The sequence below is a fragment of the Paraburkholderia terricola genome (assembly GCF_900142195.1).
GTDB classification, from domain to species: Bacteria; Pseudomonadota; Gammaproteobacteria; order Burkholderiales; family Burkholderiaceae; genus Paraburkholderia; species Paraburkholderia terricola.
Genome location: NZ_FRAB01000006.1, coordinates 1 through 18,707, shown reverse-complemented (window position 1 = coordinate 18,707; position 18,707 = coordinate 1). Strand labels below are relative to the sequence as shown.

Annotated in this window: 9 protein-coding genes; all 9 read right to left on the bottom strand. The window is 67.9% G+C overall.

The features are described 5' to 3' along the window. Window positions 1-417: 417 nt before the first annotated feature. Entirely contained in the window at window positions 418-1,566 is a 1,149-nt protein-coding gene (locus BUE39_RS07055; RefSeq protein WP_073427943.1) for a methyl-accepting chemotaxis protein, read from the bottom strand. A 260-nt stretch (window positions 1,567-1,826) separates the two neighbouring features. Then, window positions 1,827-2,894: a LacI family DNA-binding transcriptional regulator gene (locus BUE39_RS07050; RefSeq protein WP_073427942.1), complete on the bottom strand. Its 1,068-nt coding sequence runs from the start codon at window positions 2,892-2,894 to the stop codon at window positions 1,827-1,829. 95 nt (window positions 2,895-2,989) lie between these two features. After that, window positions 2,990-4,252 (bottom strand): MFS transporter, encoded by a 1,263-nt coding sequence (locus BUE39_RS07045; RefSeq protein ID WP_374709859.1) that lies wholly within the window; start codon window positions 4,250-4,252, stop codon window positions 2,990-2,992. Window positions 4,253-4,408: 156 nt separating this feature from the next. Continuing rightward, on the bottom strand, window positions 4,409-5,143 hold the full coding sequence (locus BUE39_RS07040) for a ribonuclease activity regulator RraA (protein WP_073427941.1): 735 nt from the start codon (window positions 5,141-5,143) through the stop codon (window positions 4,409-4,411). A gap of 18 nt (window positions 5,144-5,161) precedes the next feature. Beyond that, window positions 5,162-6,967: an L-arabinonate dehydratase gene (gene araD / locus BUE39_RS07035; RefSeq protein WP_235004823.1), complete on the bottom strand. Its 1,806-nt coding sequence runs from the start codon at window positions 6,965-6,967 to the stop codon at window positions 5,162-5,164. 135 nt (window positions 6,968-7,102) lie between these two features. Beyond that, the gene (gene fhuB, locus BUE39_RS07030; protein WP_073427940.1) at window positions 7,103-9,100 is read right to left on the bottom strand and encodes a Fe(3+)-hydroxamate ABC transporter permease FhuB; all 1,998 of its coding nucleotides are present in this window, start codon (window positions 9,098-9,100) and stop codon (window positions 7,103-7,105) included. After that, window positions 9,097-10,047: an ABC transporter substrate-binding protein gene (locus tag BUE39_RS07025; protein WP_073427939.1), complete on the bottom strand. Its 951-nt coding sequence runs from the start codon at window positions 10,045-10,047 to the stop codon at window positions 9,097-9,099. The genes fhuB and BUE39_RS07025 overlap by 4 nt, the downstream gene beginning before the upstream one ends. 46 nt (window positions 10,048-10,093) lie before the next feature. Further along, the gene (locus BUE39_RS07020) at window positions 10,094-12,286 is read right to left on the bottom strand and encodes a TonB-dependent siderophore receptor (RefSeq protein ID WP_073427938.1); all 2,193 of its coding nucleotides are present in this window, start codon (window positions 12,284-12,286) and stop codon (window positions 10,094-10,096) included. Window positions 12,287-12,493: 207 nt separating this feature from the next. Continuing rightward, window positions 12,494-18,682, bottom strand: coding sequence for an amino acid adenylation domain-containing protein (locus BUE39_RS35360; RefSeq protein ID WP_412534846.1), 6,189 nt, complete (start codon window positions 18,680-18,682; stop codon window positions 12,494-12,496). Window positions 18,683-18,707: the final 25 nt, after the last annotated feature.

Below are 18,707 nucleotides of genomic sequence, written 5' to 3'. Positions count from 1 at the left end.
CGCCTGCCTTTCTCGAGGCGGCACGTCGCTTCACGACCATCGCCACTTGAACCTGGCAGACGTAGAGCCCTCGCAAACCTTTGCGTACGCGGGCGCGCGCCAATCTTCATACGATATGTCGGCCACGATTTGGGAATCTTGAGTGCTCGACCGTCGAAAATTGCGAAGCGTCGCGGGAGGGGCGTTTCTGGCGGGTGCTGAGACCACGAGACAAGATGGGCGTGGCCGGGAGGAGACGAACACCGCGGGGTGCTGCGCCACCCGCGGGTTGTTTATTACGTTTTTCTTTCTTGACGAAGACGGGTGACGCCCGCCATTTTCGATTCGCGTCTAATCACCATCAGCATCGGAAACCGCATTGCGCGGCGCATTGGGCGGTTTCCCGTTCCTCGATGCATGACGACGCCTGCTCTCGCATCAACGCTTCACGACATTGAAGATCTTCACGGCGTTCGCGAGCGTCTGCGACTGTTCCTGCAACGAGCCCGCCGCCGCGGATGCCTGCTCCACCAGCGCCGCGTTCTGCTGGGTGACGCTGTCGATCTGCGCGATGGCCTCATGAACCTGCTCGATGCCGGCGCGTTGATCGGCGCTGGCCGTGCTGATCTCGCCCATGATGTGCGTGACCTGCTCGACGCTTTTGAGAATTTCGTCCATCGTGCTGCCGGCCACGTCGACGAGCCGCACGCCGGTTTCCACTTTCGTCACCGACTGGCTGATCAGCGCCTTGATTTCCTTGGCGGCTGCCGCGCTGCGCTGCGCGAGTCCGCGCACCTCGGTCGCCACCACCGCGAAGCCTCGTCCCTGCTCGCCCGCGCGGGCGGCTTCCACCGCCGCGTTCAGCGCGAGGATGTTGGTCTGAAAAGCGATGCTGTCGATCACGCCGATGATGTCGACGATCTTGCTCGCGCTGCCGTTGATCTCGCTCATCGTCGTGACGACTTCGTTCATCACCTGGCCGCCCTTGACCGCGACGTCGCTGGCCTTCGCCGCCAGGCGGTTGGCTTCGTGCGCGTGGTCGGCGTTGTGCTTGACGGTGTTGGTCAGCGAGTCCATCGAATGCGACGTGCGCTGCAGGCTGATCGCCTGCTGTTCGGTGCGCACGCTGAGGTCGTTGTTGCCGGACGCGATTTCGCTCGATGCCTGCGCGACCATCTCCGCCGACTGCCGCACGTTCGAGATGGTCGTCTGCAGTTGCTTGCGCATCTGATTGAGCTCGTAGTTCAGCCACGCGATTTCGTCGCGGCCATGCGATTCGATCTTGCTCGCCAGATCACCGCCGGCAATGCGTCCGACCGACGCCACGACGCGCTCCACCGGCAATTTGATGCTGCGCCGGATCGCCCAGCCCAGCACGATGCCGATCGCCGCCGCGACCGCCGACGCGGCGCCCACGGACCACACCATCCTGTCGATCCACGCGCGCAATTCCGGCGATGCGTGAACGTCGACCGAACTGCGCATGGCCCAGATGGCAACGGCGCCCACCGCGATCACCAGCGTCACCATGACCGCGAAGCCGGCCGTGATCCGGGTCGTCAACCGGAAATTTGAAAGTTTGATCATAGTCACCACGCTTGGCCTGCTGCCTCTGGAATTCATACCGATGAACCCGCCGGCTGACTGCCGGAACGATTCATGTCGACGAGGCGTGCGCGCCCGCATGGCGAGCGGCCTGGATATCCGGTCCGATATCTGTCGCCTCTGCCGGTGTTTACGGCTTTTCGCGAGGCGCGCTTTAAGGGGGTTTACGCGATTCCAGCCATGTTTTTTAAGGATTTTTCCGGGCCGGAAATAAACGATCCGTTAACTAACCAGGCCCGGCATCAGCCCGTCTCACGCTCGACGAGATGAAAACCCACGTCGGTCACCCTCGCCTTGTCGATGCCGGCCAGCCGGTCCAGCAGGCAGCGCGCGGCGCTCAGGCCGATGCGCGTGCCGTCGACGCGCACGGTGGTCAGTTGCGGCGTGGTTTCCGTCGCGAACTCGAGGTCGCCGAAACCGCAGATCGCCAACTGCGACGGCACGGCGAGGCCCATGCGTTTGGCCGCGCCGAGCACGCCGATCGCGAGCAGGTCGGAGCCGCAGAACACCGCGTCGAGAGCGGGCGCCTGCTCGATCAGCGTCGGCAACGCGGCCTTGCCGACGGCCACCGAACTCGGCGGCGCGACGAGCACCTCGGCGATCTCGCGGATGCCCGCCTGCGCGAGCCGCTCGCGAAAGCCGTCGCGGCGCGCGAGCGCGCGGTCGTCGTTCGCGGACACGAGACCCGGCGCGCGCACCTTGCGCCGCAGAAAATGCTCGGCCACCGCCGCGCCGATTTGATGATGCGAAAAGCCCACCAGCATGTCGATCGGCGTCGCGGTCATGTCCCACGTTTCGACGATCGGCATGCCGACGTTGCGCAAGCGCTCACGCAAGGATTCCGTGTGCGCGACGCCCGTGAGCAGCACGCCTTCCGGGCGGCGGCTCAGCACCGCGTCGAGCAGCGTCTCTTCGTTCGAATCGCTGTAGCCGCTCAATGCCAGCAACACCTGATAACCGGCGCGCGACATGGTCTCGCTGAACACCTGGACCGTTTCGGAGAAAAGCGAATGCGCGATGGTCGGCACGATCGCCGCGATCAAGCGCGAGCGTGACGACGACAGGCCGCCTGCGAGACGATTGGGCACATAGCCGAGCTTCTGCACGACTTGCCGCACGCGTTCGAGCGTTTCCGGCGCGACCGTCTCGGGGCTATTGAATACGCGCGACACCGTGATCGGCGCGACGCCCGCCAGCGCGGCGACGTCGGTGATGCGCAAGCCTTTGGGGCCGCCGCGCATGCGCCTCGCGGGCGCGGCCGCTTCCGGCGCCTCGGGGCTCGCGGCGGCGCTCGGCTCGTCATTCGGCATGGTTCAGTCAGGGAAGTAACGTATCGCGCTCATTGTAGTCTGGGCCTCGTCACGAGCGCGGCCGGAACACCGGCGGTTCGCGCGCCAATGGCGCTTCATTCGGTCACCGGCACGCGGCTCGACGCGACGCGAGCGCCCCGCTCGCGACGCAGGAGCAGCAACGTGACGGTGGCGAAAATCAGCAGACAGGTCGCCGGAATCAGCATCGGCGCCTTCACGCTGCCGGAGGTTTGACGGACCCACGGCACCAGATTCTGCGCGATGAATCCGCCGATGTTGCCGAGCGAATTGATCGCCGCAATGCCCGCCGCGGCACGCGCGCCGACGAGGAACTTCGGCGGCAGCGTCCAGAAACAAGGTAGCAGCAAATACATGCACGGCGCACCGAAACACAGCGCGATGAAACGCAGCGTGTTGGTCGGCAGGAACACGGCGCTGAGAAAACACGCGACGCCGAGCAAGGCGGCCACCAGCATCGCGACAAGCGCGCGATTGCCGCCGCGCAGCTTCGAGGGCAGCCATGCCAGCACGAGCGTCGCCATCAGCCACGGAACGATGTTGAGCAAACCGTTCGTCGTATTGCTGACGCCGAAGCCTTTCACCAGCGTCGGCAGCCAGTAGCTCACGCCGTAGACGGACATCGACAGCATCATGTAGTAGAGCGCCATGCCGATCACGCGCGGCTCGGTGAGCACGCGCAGCAACGACGAATGCGCGCCGACGCTGGACTGAATCCGCGCGCGTTCGGCGTCGAGCGTGTGCGTGAGCCAGCTTTTCTCGTCGGCGGACAGGAAGCGCGCCTGTTTCGGCGACGCGGGCAGCAGGAACAATACGACGACGGTCAGCAGAATCGACGGCAGCCCGGTCACGATGAACACCAGTTGCCAGCCCTCCAGACCGGCGAGTCCGCCCTTGTCGAGCAGCCACCCGCAGATCGGCGCGCCGAGCATGTTGCCGAGACTGCTGCCGAGCGTGAAATAGCCGAGCATGCGCACGCGGTGCCGGGACGGAAACCACAAGGTCAGGTAATAGATCACACCGGGATACAAACCCGCTTCCGATGCGCCGAGCAGGAAACGCAGCACGTAGAACGTCGTCGCGTTCTGCGTGAAAGCAAGCAGCACCGTGACCACGCCCCACGTGAACATGATGCGCGCTATCCAGCGCGGCGCGCCGTACTTGTGCAGCAGCACGTTGCTCGGCACTTCGAAAATCAGGTAGCCGATGAAGAACAGCGAGGCGCCCAGCCCATAAGCGACCTCGGACAAACCGAGGCTGCCGAGCATCTGCAGCTTGGCGAAACTGATATTCGAGCGGTCGATGTAGGCGACCAGATAGAGCAGCCCGAGCAGCGGCATCAGGCGCAGGGCGAGGCGGTTGATCAGACGCGATTCGTCGATCGCGGGGGGCGTCGCTGGTGTCGTACCTGGTGTGGTGATGGTCACGGTGTCTCCTGCGCTCGCGTCGAATGCGCGAGCTGTGGGTGTGCGATGGATCGAAACCGCTTCAGCGCATTATTGTTTTTGTGCGCGCCACTGCGCGTAAGCCGCCAGGGTTTCCTCGTTCGGCGGATAGGTGCCGCGCAACGGACGGCCTTCCTCGATACGCTGCGTGATGAACGCTTCGAGCTGTTCCTGCTCGGCGGCGTCGCGCGCGACCTCTTCCGCCATCTCGCGCGGCACGATCACGACGCCGTCGACATCGGCGACGACGATGTCGCCCGGATAGACCGGCACGCCGCCGCACGCGATCGGCACGTTCATATCGACCGCATGGTGTTTCGCCAGATTCAGCGGCGCGCTCGCGCCGGCGCACCAGATCGGCAAGCCCAGTTCCGCGATCGTGCCGCTGTCGCGCACGGGACCATCCGACACCATGCCGGCCACGCGGCGTTTCGCGAGACGCAGCGCGAGGATCGAGCCGACCGATGCGACCGCGCGCTCGCCGCGGCAGTCCTGCACCAGCACGCTGCCAGGCGGCGCCGTCTCGACGGCTTTACGCTGCGGATGGTCCGGGTCCTGGAACACGCCCACGTGATCGAGGTCCTCGCGCGCCGGAATATTGCGCAGCGTGAACGCCGGACCGACGACATTGGGTGCGCCCGGCACGGGTTTGACGAGCGGCGCGACGCCTTGCAGAAAGACATTGCGCAGGCCGCGCTTGAAGAGTTGCGTGGTCAGCGTCGCCGTGCTGACGTGGCGGAGTTGTTCGAGTGTCGCTTCGCTGACGCTGATTTCGGATGCGGTCATGACAGGGCTCTGGTTGAGTTAGTGGATCTCGGGCTCGCTGCGCGGCGTGAGCGGCGCGCCGTCCGGCGCTTGGCCGCCCGGCGTGACTGGTGTTTGATTCTGCTGTTGCACGGCCTGGTTCAGCGGCTCTTCGAGGAAATCGAAGTCGCAGCCCTTGTTCGCCTGCGTGACGTGCAATTGATGCATCACGCCGAAGCCGCGCTCGAACGGAAGCTTCGGCGCTTGCCACGCGGCCTTGCGCGCGCCGAGTTCCGTGTCGCTGACGTCGAGATGCAGACGGCGCGCGGGCACGTCCAGTTCGATCAGGTCGCCGTCCTTCACCAGCGCGAGCGGGCCGCCGACAAACGACTCCGGCGCGACGTGCAGCACGCAGGCGCCGTAGCTGGTGCCGCTCATGCGCGCGTCGGAAATCCGCACCATGTCGCGCACGCCCTGCTTCAGCAGCTTTTGCGGAATCGGCAACTGGCCCCACTCGGGCATGCCGGGCGCGCCGACGGGACCGGCGTGCTGCAGCACGATCACCGAATCGGCGGTGACGTTCAGTGCCTCGCTGTCGATGCGCGCGGCCATGTCCGCGTAATCCTTGAAGACGACGGCCGGACCGCGATGCTTGAGCAGATGCGCTTCCATGGCGGCCGGCTTGATCACGGCGCCGTCCGGCGCGAGATTGCCGGTGAGGACCGCAAGCCCGTCGCCGGCGACAAGCGGATTGCCGCGTCGGCGGATCACGTCGTCGTTGAAAATCTCCGCGCCGGCGATGTTCTCGCCGAGGGTCGAGCCGTTGACCGTCAACTGCGAACCGTCGATCAGTTCGCCCAGTTCGAGCAGCAACGCGCGCAGGCCACCCGCGTAGAAAAAATCTTCCATCAGATATTGGCCGGCCGGACGCAGATTGCCGAGCACCGGCGTGATGCGCGCGAGTTCGTCGAAGCGCGCGGTCGTCAGATCGATGCCGGCGCGCCGCGCCACCGCCACGAGGTGGACGATCGCGTTGGTCGAGCCGGACATCGCCAGCACGGTGGTCACCGCGTTATCGAAGGACTTCGCGCTCAGGATGTCCAGCGGCTTGAGATCGGTCCACACCATCTCGACGATGCGCTGGCCGGTCAGCGACGCGAACTGCGCATGCCGCGAGTCCACCGCGGGAATCGACGAAAAGCCGGGCAACGTGAGGCCGAGCGCTTCGGCGGCGCTCGTCATCGTCGAGGCGGTGCCCATCGTCATGCAATGGCCGGGCGAGCGCGCGATGCCGCTTTCAATGCCCTTCCACTCCTCTTCCGTGATCTTGCCCGCGCGCAATTCGGCCCAGTATTTCCACGTGTCCGACCCGCTGCCGAGCGTGCGGCCGTTCCAGTTGCCGCGCAGCATCGGGCCCGCCGGCAGATAGATCGCCGGCAGATTCATGCTGATCGCGCCCATCAGCAAACCGGGCGTGGTCTTGTCGCAACCGCCCATCAGCACGCAGCCGTCGAACGGATACGACTTGAGCAGTTCCTCCGTTTCCATCGCGAGGAAGTTGCGGTACAGCATGGTGGTTGGTTTCTGGAAAGGCTCGGCCAGCGTCATCACCGGCATCTCGACCGGAAAACCGCCGGCCTGCCAGATGCCCCGCTTCACTTCCTCCACGCGCTGCTTGAAGTGCGTATGGCACGAGTTGATCTCGCTCCACGTGTTGACAACCGCGATGACCGGCTTGCCCATGTAATCCGACGCGTGATAGCCCATTTGCGCGGTGCGCGAACGATGGCCGAACGAACGCAGGTCGTTCACGCCATACCAGCGATAGCTGCGAAGCTCTTCGGGTGTTTTGCGGTTCGATGACACTGACGTCTCCGTGGTAGCGCTACCATGCCGGCCCGAGCGTTCGGGCCGTCGGTAACTTTCTCAATGGATGCGATGGTAGCGATACCATTGCGCGAGGTCAGCCAGGGTTTACCTCTCAAAGAACCTGACCGGGGATTATTGGCGGCGCAGCAGCCACATCAGATACGGCCCGCCGACGAGCGTCGCGATCACGCCGGCCGGCATCTGCTGCGGAAAGATCATGTTCCGTCCGAGCCAGTCCGACAGCATCATCAGCAAGCCGCCGATGAGCGCCGCGACGAGCATCTGCGAACGCGCGCGCGGGAACCCGACGAGACGCGCGAGGTGCGGCGCCATCAGCCCGACGAACGACATCGGGCCGATCACGACCGTGGCGCCCGCCGTCAGGATCGCCGCCACCACGAGCAGCATGAGCCGCGCGCGTTGCGCGCCGACGCCGAGCGCATTCGCCACGTTCGCGCCGAGCGGCAGGATCTCCAGCCAGCGCGCGCCGAGACCGGCGACGAACACGGCGGCGACCGTGCAGAGTGCGACGGCGATCGCCGTCGCGGGCAGGATCATGTAGGTCGAGCCGTACAGCAGCGGGCGCAGCAAGTTGCCGTAGGCGCCGCCGCTCGACGTCGCGAGCATGACGACCGCCTGCGAGAACGCGCTGATCGCGATGCCCGCGAGCAGCACGTGGTCCGGCGCGAAACCGCTGCGGCGACCGAGCGCGACGATCATCAGCAGACACGCCAGCGCGCCCGCCGACGAGCCCGCGAGCAACACGGGCGTCGAAGGCGCGCTTGCGACGACGGCCGCGGCCAGCATGCCGAGCATCGCCCCGCCGCTCACGCCGAGCAGATCGGGGCTGGCCATCGGATTGCCCGTCACGCGTTGCAGGATCGTCCCGGCGAGCGCGACCATCACGCCGGCGCCCAGCGACGCGACGAGCCGCGGCACGCGCCAGAACCACACGTCGTTCCATTGCGCGGCGTTGGTCCATTGCCAGCCGTGCAGCGTGACAGAAAAGCGCAGCGATACGACGACGCCGACGACAAGCAAACCGCCGAGCAGCAGCGCCGGCACGGCCAGCGCGCGGCGCGGCGGCGCGCTTTCCGCCGACGCCGGACGCGGCGCCTCGATATGCATGCGGCGCAGCATCCACAGCAGCAGCGGACCGCCGCAGAGCGCCACCGCGGCGCCCGTCGGCAGAAGCTCGCCCAGCACGCCGGGCAAGCTCTGCACGGCCTGGTCCGCGATCGCGAGCAGGAGCGCGCCGACGAGCGGCGCCCACAGCAACTGATCCTTCAGCCGGCGCGCGCCCATCAGGCGCGCGAGCACCGGGCCGCCGAGCCCGATGAAGCCGATCACGCCGACCGCGCTCGCCACGAACGCGCTCAGGATCACCGCGATGCCGAGCGCGACGGGCCGCGTCCATGCGAGCGACACGCCGAGCTGGCTCGCGCTGCCGTCGTCGAGCGAAAACAGCGTGAGCGGGCGCACCAGCAGCGCCGCGGCGACGCCGCACGCGAGCACGCGCGGCAGCAGCCAGACGACGCTCGCCCAGCCGTTCTGCACCAGCGAGCCGCCGCCCCAGATGAACACGGACGTGAGCGAGCGCTCGAAGACGATCGTCAGCAGCACGGACAGCGCGCCGCAATACAGATTCACGATCATGCCGGCCAGCACGATGGAGACGGCGGCGAAGCCCTTGCGCCAGGTCATCGCCAGCGTGGCGAGCATCGCCAGCGCGGCGCCGGCCAGCGCGACCGTGAAGCGCATGTCGGCGACGAGCGCGGGCGCGACCACCGCGGCGATCGTCAGCGCGAGATACGCGCCCGCCGACACGCCGAGCGTGAGCGGTTCCGCGAGCGGATTGCGCAGCACCTGCTGGAACACGACGCCGGCGAGCGACAACGCCGCGCCGGCGATCAGCGCGATCGCGACGCGCGGCAGCCAGCCATAACGCACGACCAGTTGCGGCAGCGTCGCGTCGGCGCCCGACAGCACGACGCCGGGCCATTGCGCGACCGGCAGCCGCGCCGACAGCGTGTGATAAACGAGCCACGCGGCCAGCATCAGCAGCAGCGCGGGTAGCCGCCAGGCGCGCGGCGCGGCGGTGGCGGCGACGGTCGCCGTCGAGCGGTTCATGCGGTGACTCCTTGCAGCGCCTGCGCGAGATGGTCGGCGAAGCGCATCGACGCGACGACGCCGCCGAGCGGCGGCAGCGGACCGATGTGCTGCACGCGGTTCTGCCTGACGAACGGCAGCGCGCGCCACAACGGGCTTCGCGCGAGTTGCGTGGCCACGGCGGGCGGCACGCCGATCGTGACGACTTGCGCGTCGGCATGTTTCGCGAGCGCGCCGAGGTCCGCTTCCGTCATGCCTTGCGGATCGGCGTAGTCCTGCCACGCGTTGTCAATTCCGAGCGCGTTCAGCACGCCGCCGAACAGGCTGTTTCTGCCGAATACCGCGATGTGCCGGTCGTCGATCGGGCGAAGCAGATAGACAGGACGCCGTGTCGCGCGAAAGCCCGCGAGACGCGCGGACGCGTCGGCCAGCCGCGCGTTCGCGCGCGCGAACAGCGCATCGGCCGCGGGGCCGCGGTCGAGCGTGTCGGCCAGCTTGCGGGTGGCGGCGTGAACCGCCGGATAGACGTCGATACCAGGGCCGAACAGTTGCACCGTCAATGTCGGCGCGATCCGTTCGAGCAAGGCGCGCAGCGGCGCGTGCCACGGCGTGATGACGATGAGATCGGGCTTGAGCGCCGCCAGCACCTCGAAGTTCGGCTGGTACAGCAGGCCCGTGTCGACGACCGAAGGCGGCAGCGGCGGATCGCCGTCGAGCTTCGCATACCACGAGGGACGCGACACGCCGACGGGCGCCACGCCGAGCGACAGTACGACTTCGGTCAGCGGCCAGTCGAGCACGACGACGCGCGCGAGCGAAGCCGCGGCGCGCCCCGCCGCCGGGTCCGCGAGCGGCGCGGCGGCGAACGCCGGGCGGGCCAACGAAGCACCCGATGCCGCGAGCGCCGCCGTGCTCAAACCGGCGAGCGCGAGACGCCGCCTGTTGCTAAACCGCGTGCCTGCCGTCATGACGATGCCTGCCGCGTGCCATCCGCCCGGCCCTTCCTCATCCGCATCACCATTGGTAGCGTGCCGTCCCGAGCACCGTACGCGTCGCGCCCCAGTAGCAAACGGCCGCCGTCGTGCAGTACGAGATGTACTCGCGGTTGAACAGGTTGTTCACGTTGAGCGACAGGCGCCAGTTCTGGATGTCGTAATGCGCGCCGAGATCGACGAGGACGCGCCCCGGCACCGTGAACGTGTTGGCCGCGTCGCCCGCCGAGCTGCTCATGTAGCGCACGCCCGAACCCATGCCGAAATTGCGCAGCGGTCCGCGGTGGAACGTGTAATCCGCCCACAACGACGCGGAGTTGCGCGGCGCGATGGTCGGCCGCTTGCCGAGGCTACTGGACGCCGTGTTCCGCGTCACCTCCTGGTTGACGAACGTGTACGACGCGATCAGCTTCACGTTCTCGCTCACGTTCGCATGCGCTTCCAGTTCGACGCCGCGCGAGCGGACCTGGCCGGTCTGGATCGCATAGCCCAGGTGTTGCGGGTCGGTCACGGAGACGTTGTCCTGCGTCAGGCTGAACGCGGCGAGCGAGAAGAAGCCGTCGAACCACTTCGGCTGATAGCGCACGCCGGCTTCGACCTGCTTGCCCCTGGTCGGCGAGAACGCGGCGCCCGAGTACGATGCGCCGAGCACGGGCTGGAACGAACGCGAATAGCCGATATACGGCGCGATGCCGTTGTCGAACTCATAGGCGAGGCCGGCGCGCCAGGTGAACGCGTGGTCGTTCGAATGGTAGGTCGTGCTGCTTCCCGTGGTGAGCGATCTGGTCTGCTGGTTGCCGCCCGTCCAGTCCTCGCGAACGCCGAACGTCAGCACCCAGTTGCGCCAGCGCGCCTCGTCCTGCGCATACACGCCGACCGTGCTCAACGAATAGTCGAGACGCGTGTTGGCCCGCTGCGTGGGCAGCGACGAGAAGTTCGGGTTGTAAAGATCGACCGTGCCGAGGACGGAGTTGCCTTCCGTGTCGCCGAGCATCGAGCGCTGATAGTCGAAACCGAACAGCAAGGTGTGCTGGACGGAGCCCGTCGTCACCTTGGCCTGCGCATGGGTATCGACCTGGAACTGCGAGTAGTGCTCGTTGTCGACGTTGCCCCACATCGACACCGTGCGCTTATCGGTGCCGAGCGCGCTCGTCACCGAGGTCTGGTAGTAATGCTGGTCGATATGCAGGTAGCGCAGGTTCTGCGAGATGCTGACCTTGTCGTTGATCGCGTGATCGAACTGATAACCGAACCAGTACTGGGTGCGGTGCATGCCGTCGCGGTCCGGATCGCCGAAGTATTTGTCGGGGCCGAGCTGGCCGTTCGGATTGGCGAACAGCGTCGCGCCGGCCGGCACGGGATTGAACATGCCGCCGTTCGGATCGCGCTGGAAGCTGCCTTGCAGCGTGAAGGTCGTATCGCGGTTCGGGCGAATCGTGACCGATGGCGCGATGGCGAGCCGCTGGTCCTTGATCTCGCTGACCTGCGTCTCGGCGGTGCGGGCCACGCCCGTCAGCCGGTAGAGCACGGTGCCGTTCTTGTCGACGGGGCCGCTCAGGTCGAAGCCCAGCTGATAGTTGTTGTGGTTGCCGATCTGCATCATCACTTCGTGGTACGGCTGCTCCATCGGCAGCTTGCTCACGTAGTTGACGAGGCCGCCAGGGCTGCCTTGTCCGTAGAGCACCGAGGCCGGACCATGCAGCACTTCCATCCGCTCCATGAAATACGGATCGATGCGCGGCGTCGCGAAGCGCGGCGACTGGTACAGATGCAGGCCGTCCAGATAGGAGTCGAGCGGGAAGCCGCGGCCGTAGAGCTGATCGAAACGGATGTCGGTGCCGTCCTGCGAATAGACGCCGGACGAGTAGCGCAACGCCTGGTCGACAGTCTGCGCGCCCTGGTCGTCCATCTGCTGACGCGTGACGACGGACACGCTCTGCGGATTCGTGAGCAACGCGGAATCCGTCTTGGTGCCGGTCATCGACCGTTTCGCGACGTAACCGACGCCAGGTCCAAGCGGATCTTCAGCGGCGCTGCGCACCTGGACCGCAGGCAATTCCTTCGCGGCATCAGCGCCGGAGGCGGGTGCCGGCGACTCTTGCGCGTGCGCGCCGAAGCCGGCCAAACCTAGCATCAACGCGACGTAAATCGGACGCAGGTGCGGCAAGCCGCGCTCCTGCAGAGAACTGCGCTTCCCTGCTTGCTCAACCTTCATTCTTCTTGTTCCCCTTTCTTGTATCCCCGAGTCAAGGCCGGCGATCGGGCGCCAGCCTTGGTGCCCGCTGATTCTCTCAAGACGCGATATTAATGTAAACAATAATCAATCGCATTCAATGACTGAATTGCTCGGCCCACGGAACAGAAAGCTCCGCTCGGGCGCGCGCAGAACGCGCCCGAAACGGATATCGAAGATGAACGATGGTCACGACTTGAACAGCAACGGCTCGGCCATGTCGACGACGGGTCGAGCGAGCAACTCCCCGAGCTGCCTAGCGAGAGCCGGATGGTGGACGATGCTGGAGTGACTCGCGTCGACCTCGAACGCGTGCAGCCGCCCAAGCGTGTGATGGGCCCAGGCCATCCTGCGTCGCGGGTCGGCGATACGCAGCGCGCGCCACACGTGCAGATCGGCGACGATGCGCGGCAGCGTATGCCGCGCCATCAGCGCCGCGTGCAGCGAGTCGGCGGCGAGCGCCTGGCGAAGCAGCGACGGCTCCGCCTGCTCGAGCAACGTCAACTGGGGCGCCGCGGTGTCCGCATTTTCGGCCACCGGTTCGGGGCCGTCCTCGCGATGCGTCGCCGTGTCGACGATGCCGACGAACGACACGCGCTTGCCGCGCCGCTCGAAATAATCCGCGATGGCGATGGCGAGCCGGCCGCCGAACGACCAGCCGAGCAGCGCATAGTCTCCGTCCGGTTGAAGCGTCTCGATGCACTGCGCGTAGTGCGCGGCGAGCGCCTCGAAGGTGTCGCCTTGCCACGACTCGCCCCGCACCGCGGGCGCCTGTATCGCGATCACGCTGACGCGGCCGTTGAGCGCCTGCGCGAGCGTCCGATACTCGCCGACCATGCCGTAGCCCGGATGCAGACAGAACAGCGTGGCGGCCGTCCCAAGCGCGTTCAACGGCACGGCCGGCAACAGCGCGGCACGCGACCGCGCATCACCGGCGCAAGCGCTTGCGCCACGCGGCCGGCGCCGCGCGAACCAGCTCAGGAGCGCGTCGGAAGGCGGCACCGGCAGGCTTGCCTCGTAGGCGGCGCGCGCGGTCCAGCTTGCGGCGACAGCATCGTGCCGGGCCAAGGTTTCGAGCGATTCAGGCACGGACCGCAACCGCGCCGGAGCGTCGGGCAGCGGCGCGGCGGCACGCAGATGCTCGAGCAACTCGACGAGCGCACGCTCGAACGACGCGGCGAGATTGTCGGCCAGCGCATCGGGCACGCACTGCGGCGCGTAGCCCCAGTTGAACGTCAGCGAGTCGCCGGCAATCCAGCCGTTGATGTCCAGCGCGCGATCGGGAAGCCGCGCGCGAGGCGCGATCGCGTCGCCCGACGACTCGCTCGCGAAGCCGAAGCGGCTGGCGTCGTCGAACGTCTGGTCGAAGCGGCCCAGGTAGTTGAAGCCGATCTCGGGCACCGGCAGCGCGCGCATCGTCGAGCGGCTCGCCGCGTCCGCGCAGCAGGCGAGCAGTCCCCAGCCGAGGCCGCGCAGCGGCACGTCCGCGAGCCGCTCGCGCACGCGCAGCAGCGCGTCGGCGGGCGTCGTGCCGCGCGGCAGCGCGAGCGGGTATTGCGTCGTGAACCAGCCGACCGTGCGGCTCAGGTCCGCGCCGTCGATCACGTCCTCGCGGCCGTGGCCTTCGAGTTCGATCAGCACTTCGTCGCGCGAGACCGCCTCGCCGACGGCGAGCGCCAGCGCCGCAAGCAGCACTTCGTCGACGCGCATCCGGTACGCGCGCGGCGCTTCGCGCAGGAGAACGGCGGTCAGTTCGGGCGAGAGTTTTTTCAGCAGGGTCTTTTGCGGCTCGGGATGCGGACTGCGTGCCGGGAAGAGTGGACCGGCGCGCAGCGCGGGGACGTCGAGCGTGGTTTGCCACCACGCCAGTTCGGCGATGCGGTCCGATGATTCCGCGTATTGATGCAGCGCGCGCACCCAGGCGCGCCAGGACATCGACGGCGGTGGCAGCGCGATGGGCTCGTCCTGCTCAGCCTGGGCGTAGGCGGTTTGCAGTTCCTCCAGCAGCACGCGCCAGGAGACGCCGTCCACCGACAGATGGTGGATCGCGATCAGCAGGCGCGTTTCGTCCGGGGTCTCGAAGTGACCGATGCGCCATAGCGGGCCGTGCCCGATGTCGAGGCTCGACTGGATGCGCTCGCAGGCTGCGGTGAGCGCTGACAGTGAGGACAGGTGTTCGTGGTGGACGATGGTTGCCTGTGTTGCCTGTGTTGCCTGTGTTGCCTGTGTTGGCTGTGTTGGCTGTGTTGGCTGCGTTGCCTGCGTTGCGTGCGAGCCCGCCAATGCTTGCGTCACGTGTGCCGCGTCAGCCACTTCAACCGCCCCTGCCGCCTTCACCGCCACCTGCTTCCATCCCCCCGTCTCCTTCACGAACCGCAGCCGCAACGCGTCGTGCCGCGCCTCCAGCGCCCGCGCCGCGCGCTCCAGCGCCGCGGGTTCCAGACGCCCGCGCACCTTCAGCAGCACCGCCTGGTTCCAGTGCGACTCGCCCTGCGGATAGCGCTCGAAGAACAGCCGCTGGATCGGCGTCAGCGCCAGCGCCGCGCCATCGTCGACCTCTTCCGCACCGCCTGCTTCGAGCCGCTGCGCGCGTTGCGCCAGGCCCGCCACCGTCGGATGCTCGAACACCTGTCTCGGCGTCAGCCGCCACCCCGCCTCGCGTGCCCGCGCGATGATCTGCAGGCTCTGGATCGAGTCGCCTCCCGCCTCGAAGAAGTTGTCCGTCACGCCCAGATCGTCGCGCCCGAGCACCGCCGTCCAGATCGACAGCAACGCCGACTCCACCTCGCCCGACGCCGCCACCCGTTCGCGCGCGCCCGCCTGCGGTGCCGGCAGCGACGCGCGGTCGAGCTTGCCGTTGGGCATCCACGGCAGCCGCGCGAGCACCGTCACCGACGACGGCACCATGTAGCCCGGCAACTTCTGCTCCAGTTCGCGCTGCAGATGCGCGGCGTCGAGGGTGGTTTGCGTGGTGCCGGGCGCCGGGCGAGGAAGGTTGCCTCGTTCATCGCGTGACCGATCGCGCGGCACATCGCCTGGTGCCTCGCGTGATTGATCACGAGACGCCCGGCCTTTCAGCTCGCCGGACACATCGCCGGATACGCCGTCGTCATTCCCCGACTGGTTGCGGGATGCATTAGCCGATATGTCGCCTGACACGCTGTCGCCTGACACGCGACCCAGCGCATCGCCAGAAACATTCCCCGTCATTTCACCGGATACAGCAGCGAGCACATCACCTGATACATACGCCGCGAGCCGCTGCTTCTGTCCCTCGCCCACCACGATCACCGCCGCCTCGCGCACGCCCCCGCACTGCCGCAGCACCGCCTCGATCTCGCCCAGCTCGATGCGCTGGCCGCGCAGCTTCACCTGCTGGTCCAGCCGGCCGAGGAACTCCACCGTGCCGTCCCCGCGCATCCGGCACAGGTCGCCGCTGCGGTACATCCGCGCGCCCGGCGCACCCGACGGGTCCGGCACGAACCGCTCCGCCGTCAGGCCCGGCCGCCCCAGATACCCGCGCGCCACCGTCGGCCCGCCGATGCACAGCTCGCCCAGCCCGCCCACCGGCGCCTCGTCGCCGAACGCGTCGAGCACGCGCGCGGTGCGCCCCGGATACGGATGGCCGATCGGCACCGTCACCTGCCGTGCGTCGTCCGCCTCGGTGCGGCGGTACAGCGCCGCCACCGTCGTCTCGGTCGGCCCGTACAGGTTGTCCAGCCGGATGTCCGCGAGCGGCCCCGCGCGCCAGCGCGCGAGCGCGTCGCCCGGCAGCGCCTCGCCGCCCACCGTCACCTGACGCAGCGCGAGCCGCGCGCGCGGCGGCGCGTGATGCTGCCACTGCTGCCACAGCGCGGTCGGAATGCGCGCGAACGTCACGCGCCGGTTCACGAGGCGCTCGCTCAGGCTCTGCAGGTCCCACGGCTGCACGCCGCGCATCTCCACCGTCGCGCCGCGCAGCAGCGCGGGCAGCGTCTCGTGCAGCGCGACGTCGAAGCTGATCGTCGACGAGTGCAGCACCGTGTCGTGGCCGTCGATGGCGTAGGTCGCGAGGAAGTCCTGAAGATGGGTCCACAGCGCGCCGTGGCTCACGCCGACGCCTTTCGGGCGACCCGTCGAGCCGGAGGTGTACAGCACGTAGGCGAGCTGGTCCGGGTGCAGCGGGGCGTCGATGTGGGCGGTGAGGTTGTTGTGGTGTGCTGCGTCGCCCTGATCCGCCCCATCCGCGACAGCCAGCGGCACCGAACCCACCTCAACCACCTCACACCCCGCGAGCACCTCCCCAACCTGCTCCGCACTCGCCCGATCCGCCACCACCTCGGTGATCCCCGCATCCCCGATCATCTGCGTCAGGCGCGCCACCGGATACCCCGGATCCAGCGGCACGAACGCCCCGCCCGAGCGGATGATGCCCAGCAGCGCCGCGACCAGCGCCGGCCCGCGCGTCACGCACAAGCCCACGCGCCGCTCCGCGCCCACGCCACGCGCGACCAGCTTCGCGGCCAGCGCCGCCGACCACGCATCCAGTTGCGCATAGGTCAGCGACGCGTCCTCGCAGCGCAGCGCCACCGCCTCCGGCGTGCGCCGCGCCTGCGCCGCCAGCGCCGCGCCGAGCGACTCGAACGGATACCGCCGCAACGCCACCTCGGCATATCCCGCCGGCAAGGTCAGCGACCCAACCCGCCGCTCGATACCCTCCGCCATCTGCGCGAGCACCGCTTCATACTGCGACGCGATCCGCTCCACCGTCTCGCGATCGATCCGCTCGCCGTCCCACGCCCACTCGAGCGCGACCGTCTGCCTGCGCGGAATGATCGCGAGCGCGAGCGGGTAATGCGTCGGGTCCACCGAGTCGATCGCCTCGACCTTCAGGCTCGCATCGCCGTCGCGCGCGGCTTCGACGGGATAGTTTTCGAACACGACGATGCTGTCGAACAGCGCGTCGCCGCTGCGCCCGGTCCACTGCTGCACGCGCGCGAGCGGCGTGTGCTCGTACTGCCGCAGTTCGGTCAGCTCGCCTTGCAGCTTGCGCAGCCATGCGCCGAGATCCGCGCTCGCGTCCACGTCGACACACACCGGCAGCGTATTGATGAACAGCCCCAGCATCCGCTCGACGCCCGGCAGATGCGCCGGCCGTCCCGCGACCGTCGTGCCGTAGGCGACGCCGCGCCGATGTCCATAGCGCGCGAGCAGCACGGCCCACGCGCCCTGCATCAGCGTATTGAGCGTGATCTCGTGACGGCGCGCCGTCGCCTGCAAGCGCGCGACGAGCGTGTCGTCGAGCGCGCGGCGGCGCGCATGCGCGCCGGGCTCCGCGGCGCGCGGTGCGCCGAGGCTCGCGGTCAGCGTCGCCGGATCGTCGACGCGCGCGGCCCACGCGCGCCACCATGCTTGCGTCGCGGGATCGTCAGCCGCCTCGCGAATCCAGTCGACGTAACCGCGATACGGCGGCGCCGCTTCGAACGTCGCGGCGGCGCCGCGCGTGCGCGCCCGGTAGTCGCGCAGAATTTCGGCGAACAGCAGCGACACGCTCCAGCCGTCGAGCAAAAGATGGTGGTGCGTCCACACGAGATCGGCCGTCCGCGCATCGCGAATGAAGAGCGCGATGCGCATCAGCGGCGCGGCGTCGGGCGCGATGCCGTCGGCGAGATCGCGCGCGCGCCAGTCGGCGAGACGCGCGTCGTAATCGGGTGCGGCGGACCAGTCGTGTGTCTGGAACGGCAACGCGATCTTGCGATGGACGATCTGCATCACCGCGCCGCCGTGCTGCCACGCGAACCCCGTGCGCAGAATCGCGTGACGTTCGAGCGCGGCCTGCCACGCGGCTTGCATCGCGGCGACGTCGAGCGAACCGAACAGCGTCGCGCGCATCTGGTTGAGATACGCGCCCTGCCCCGGTTCGGCGAGCGTGTGATAGAGCAGGCCGCCTTGCAGCGGCGTCGCGGGATAAACGTCCTCGATATGCTCGGGCGTGAGACCGAGCGCGCGCCACAGATCCGACGATGCGGGGCCGCTCGTCTCCGTTAGCGGTTCCGTCACGGCGGACGATGTGGATGCCGATACCGGTCGCGCCGCGCGCGCGAGCTGCTGCACGGTCGGCGCTTCGAACACCATGCGCGGCGTGACTTGCAGGCCGGCATCGCGCGCCTTCGAGACGATTTGCAGACTCAGGATCGAGTCGCCGCCGATCACGAAAAAGTTATCGGTCACGCCGATGTCGTCACGTCGCAGCACGGCGCGCCACACAGCGAGCAACGTGCCCTCGGCGGGCGTCGACGGCGCGACGGCCAGCGTGGCCTTCGCCACGACTTCAGGCGCGGGCAACGCGCGACGGTCGAGCTTGCCGTTCGGCGTCAGCGGAAAACGCCCGAGTTCCACATACGACGACGGCACCATGTGACCC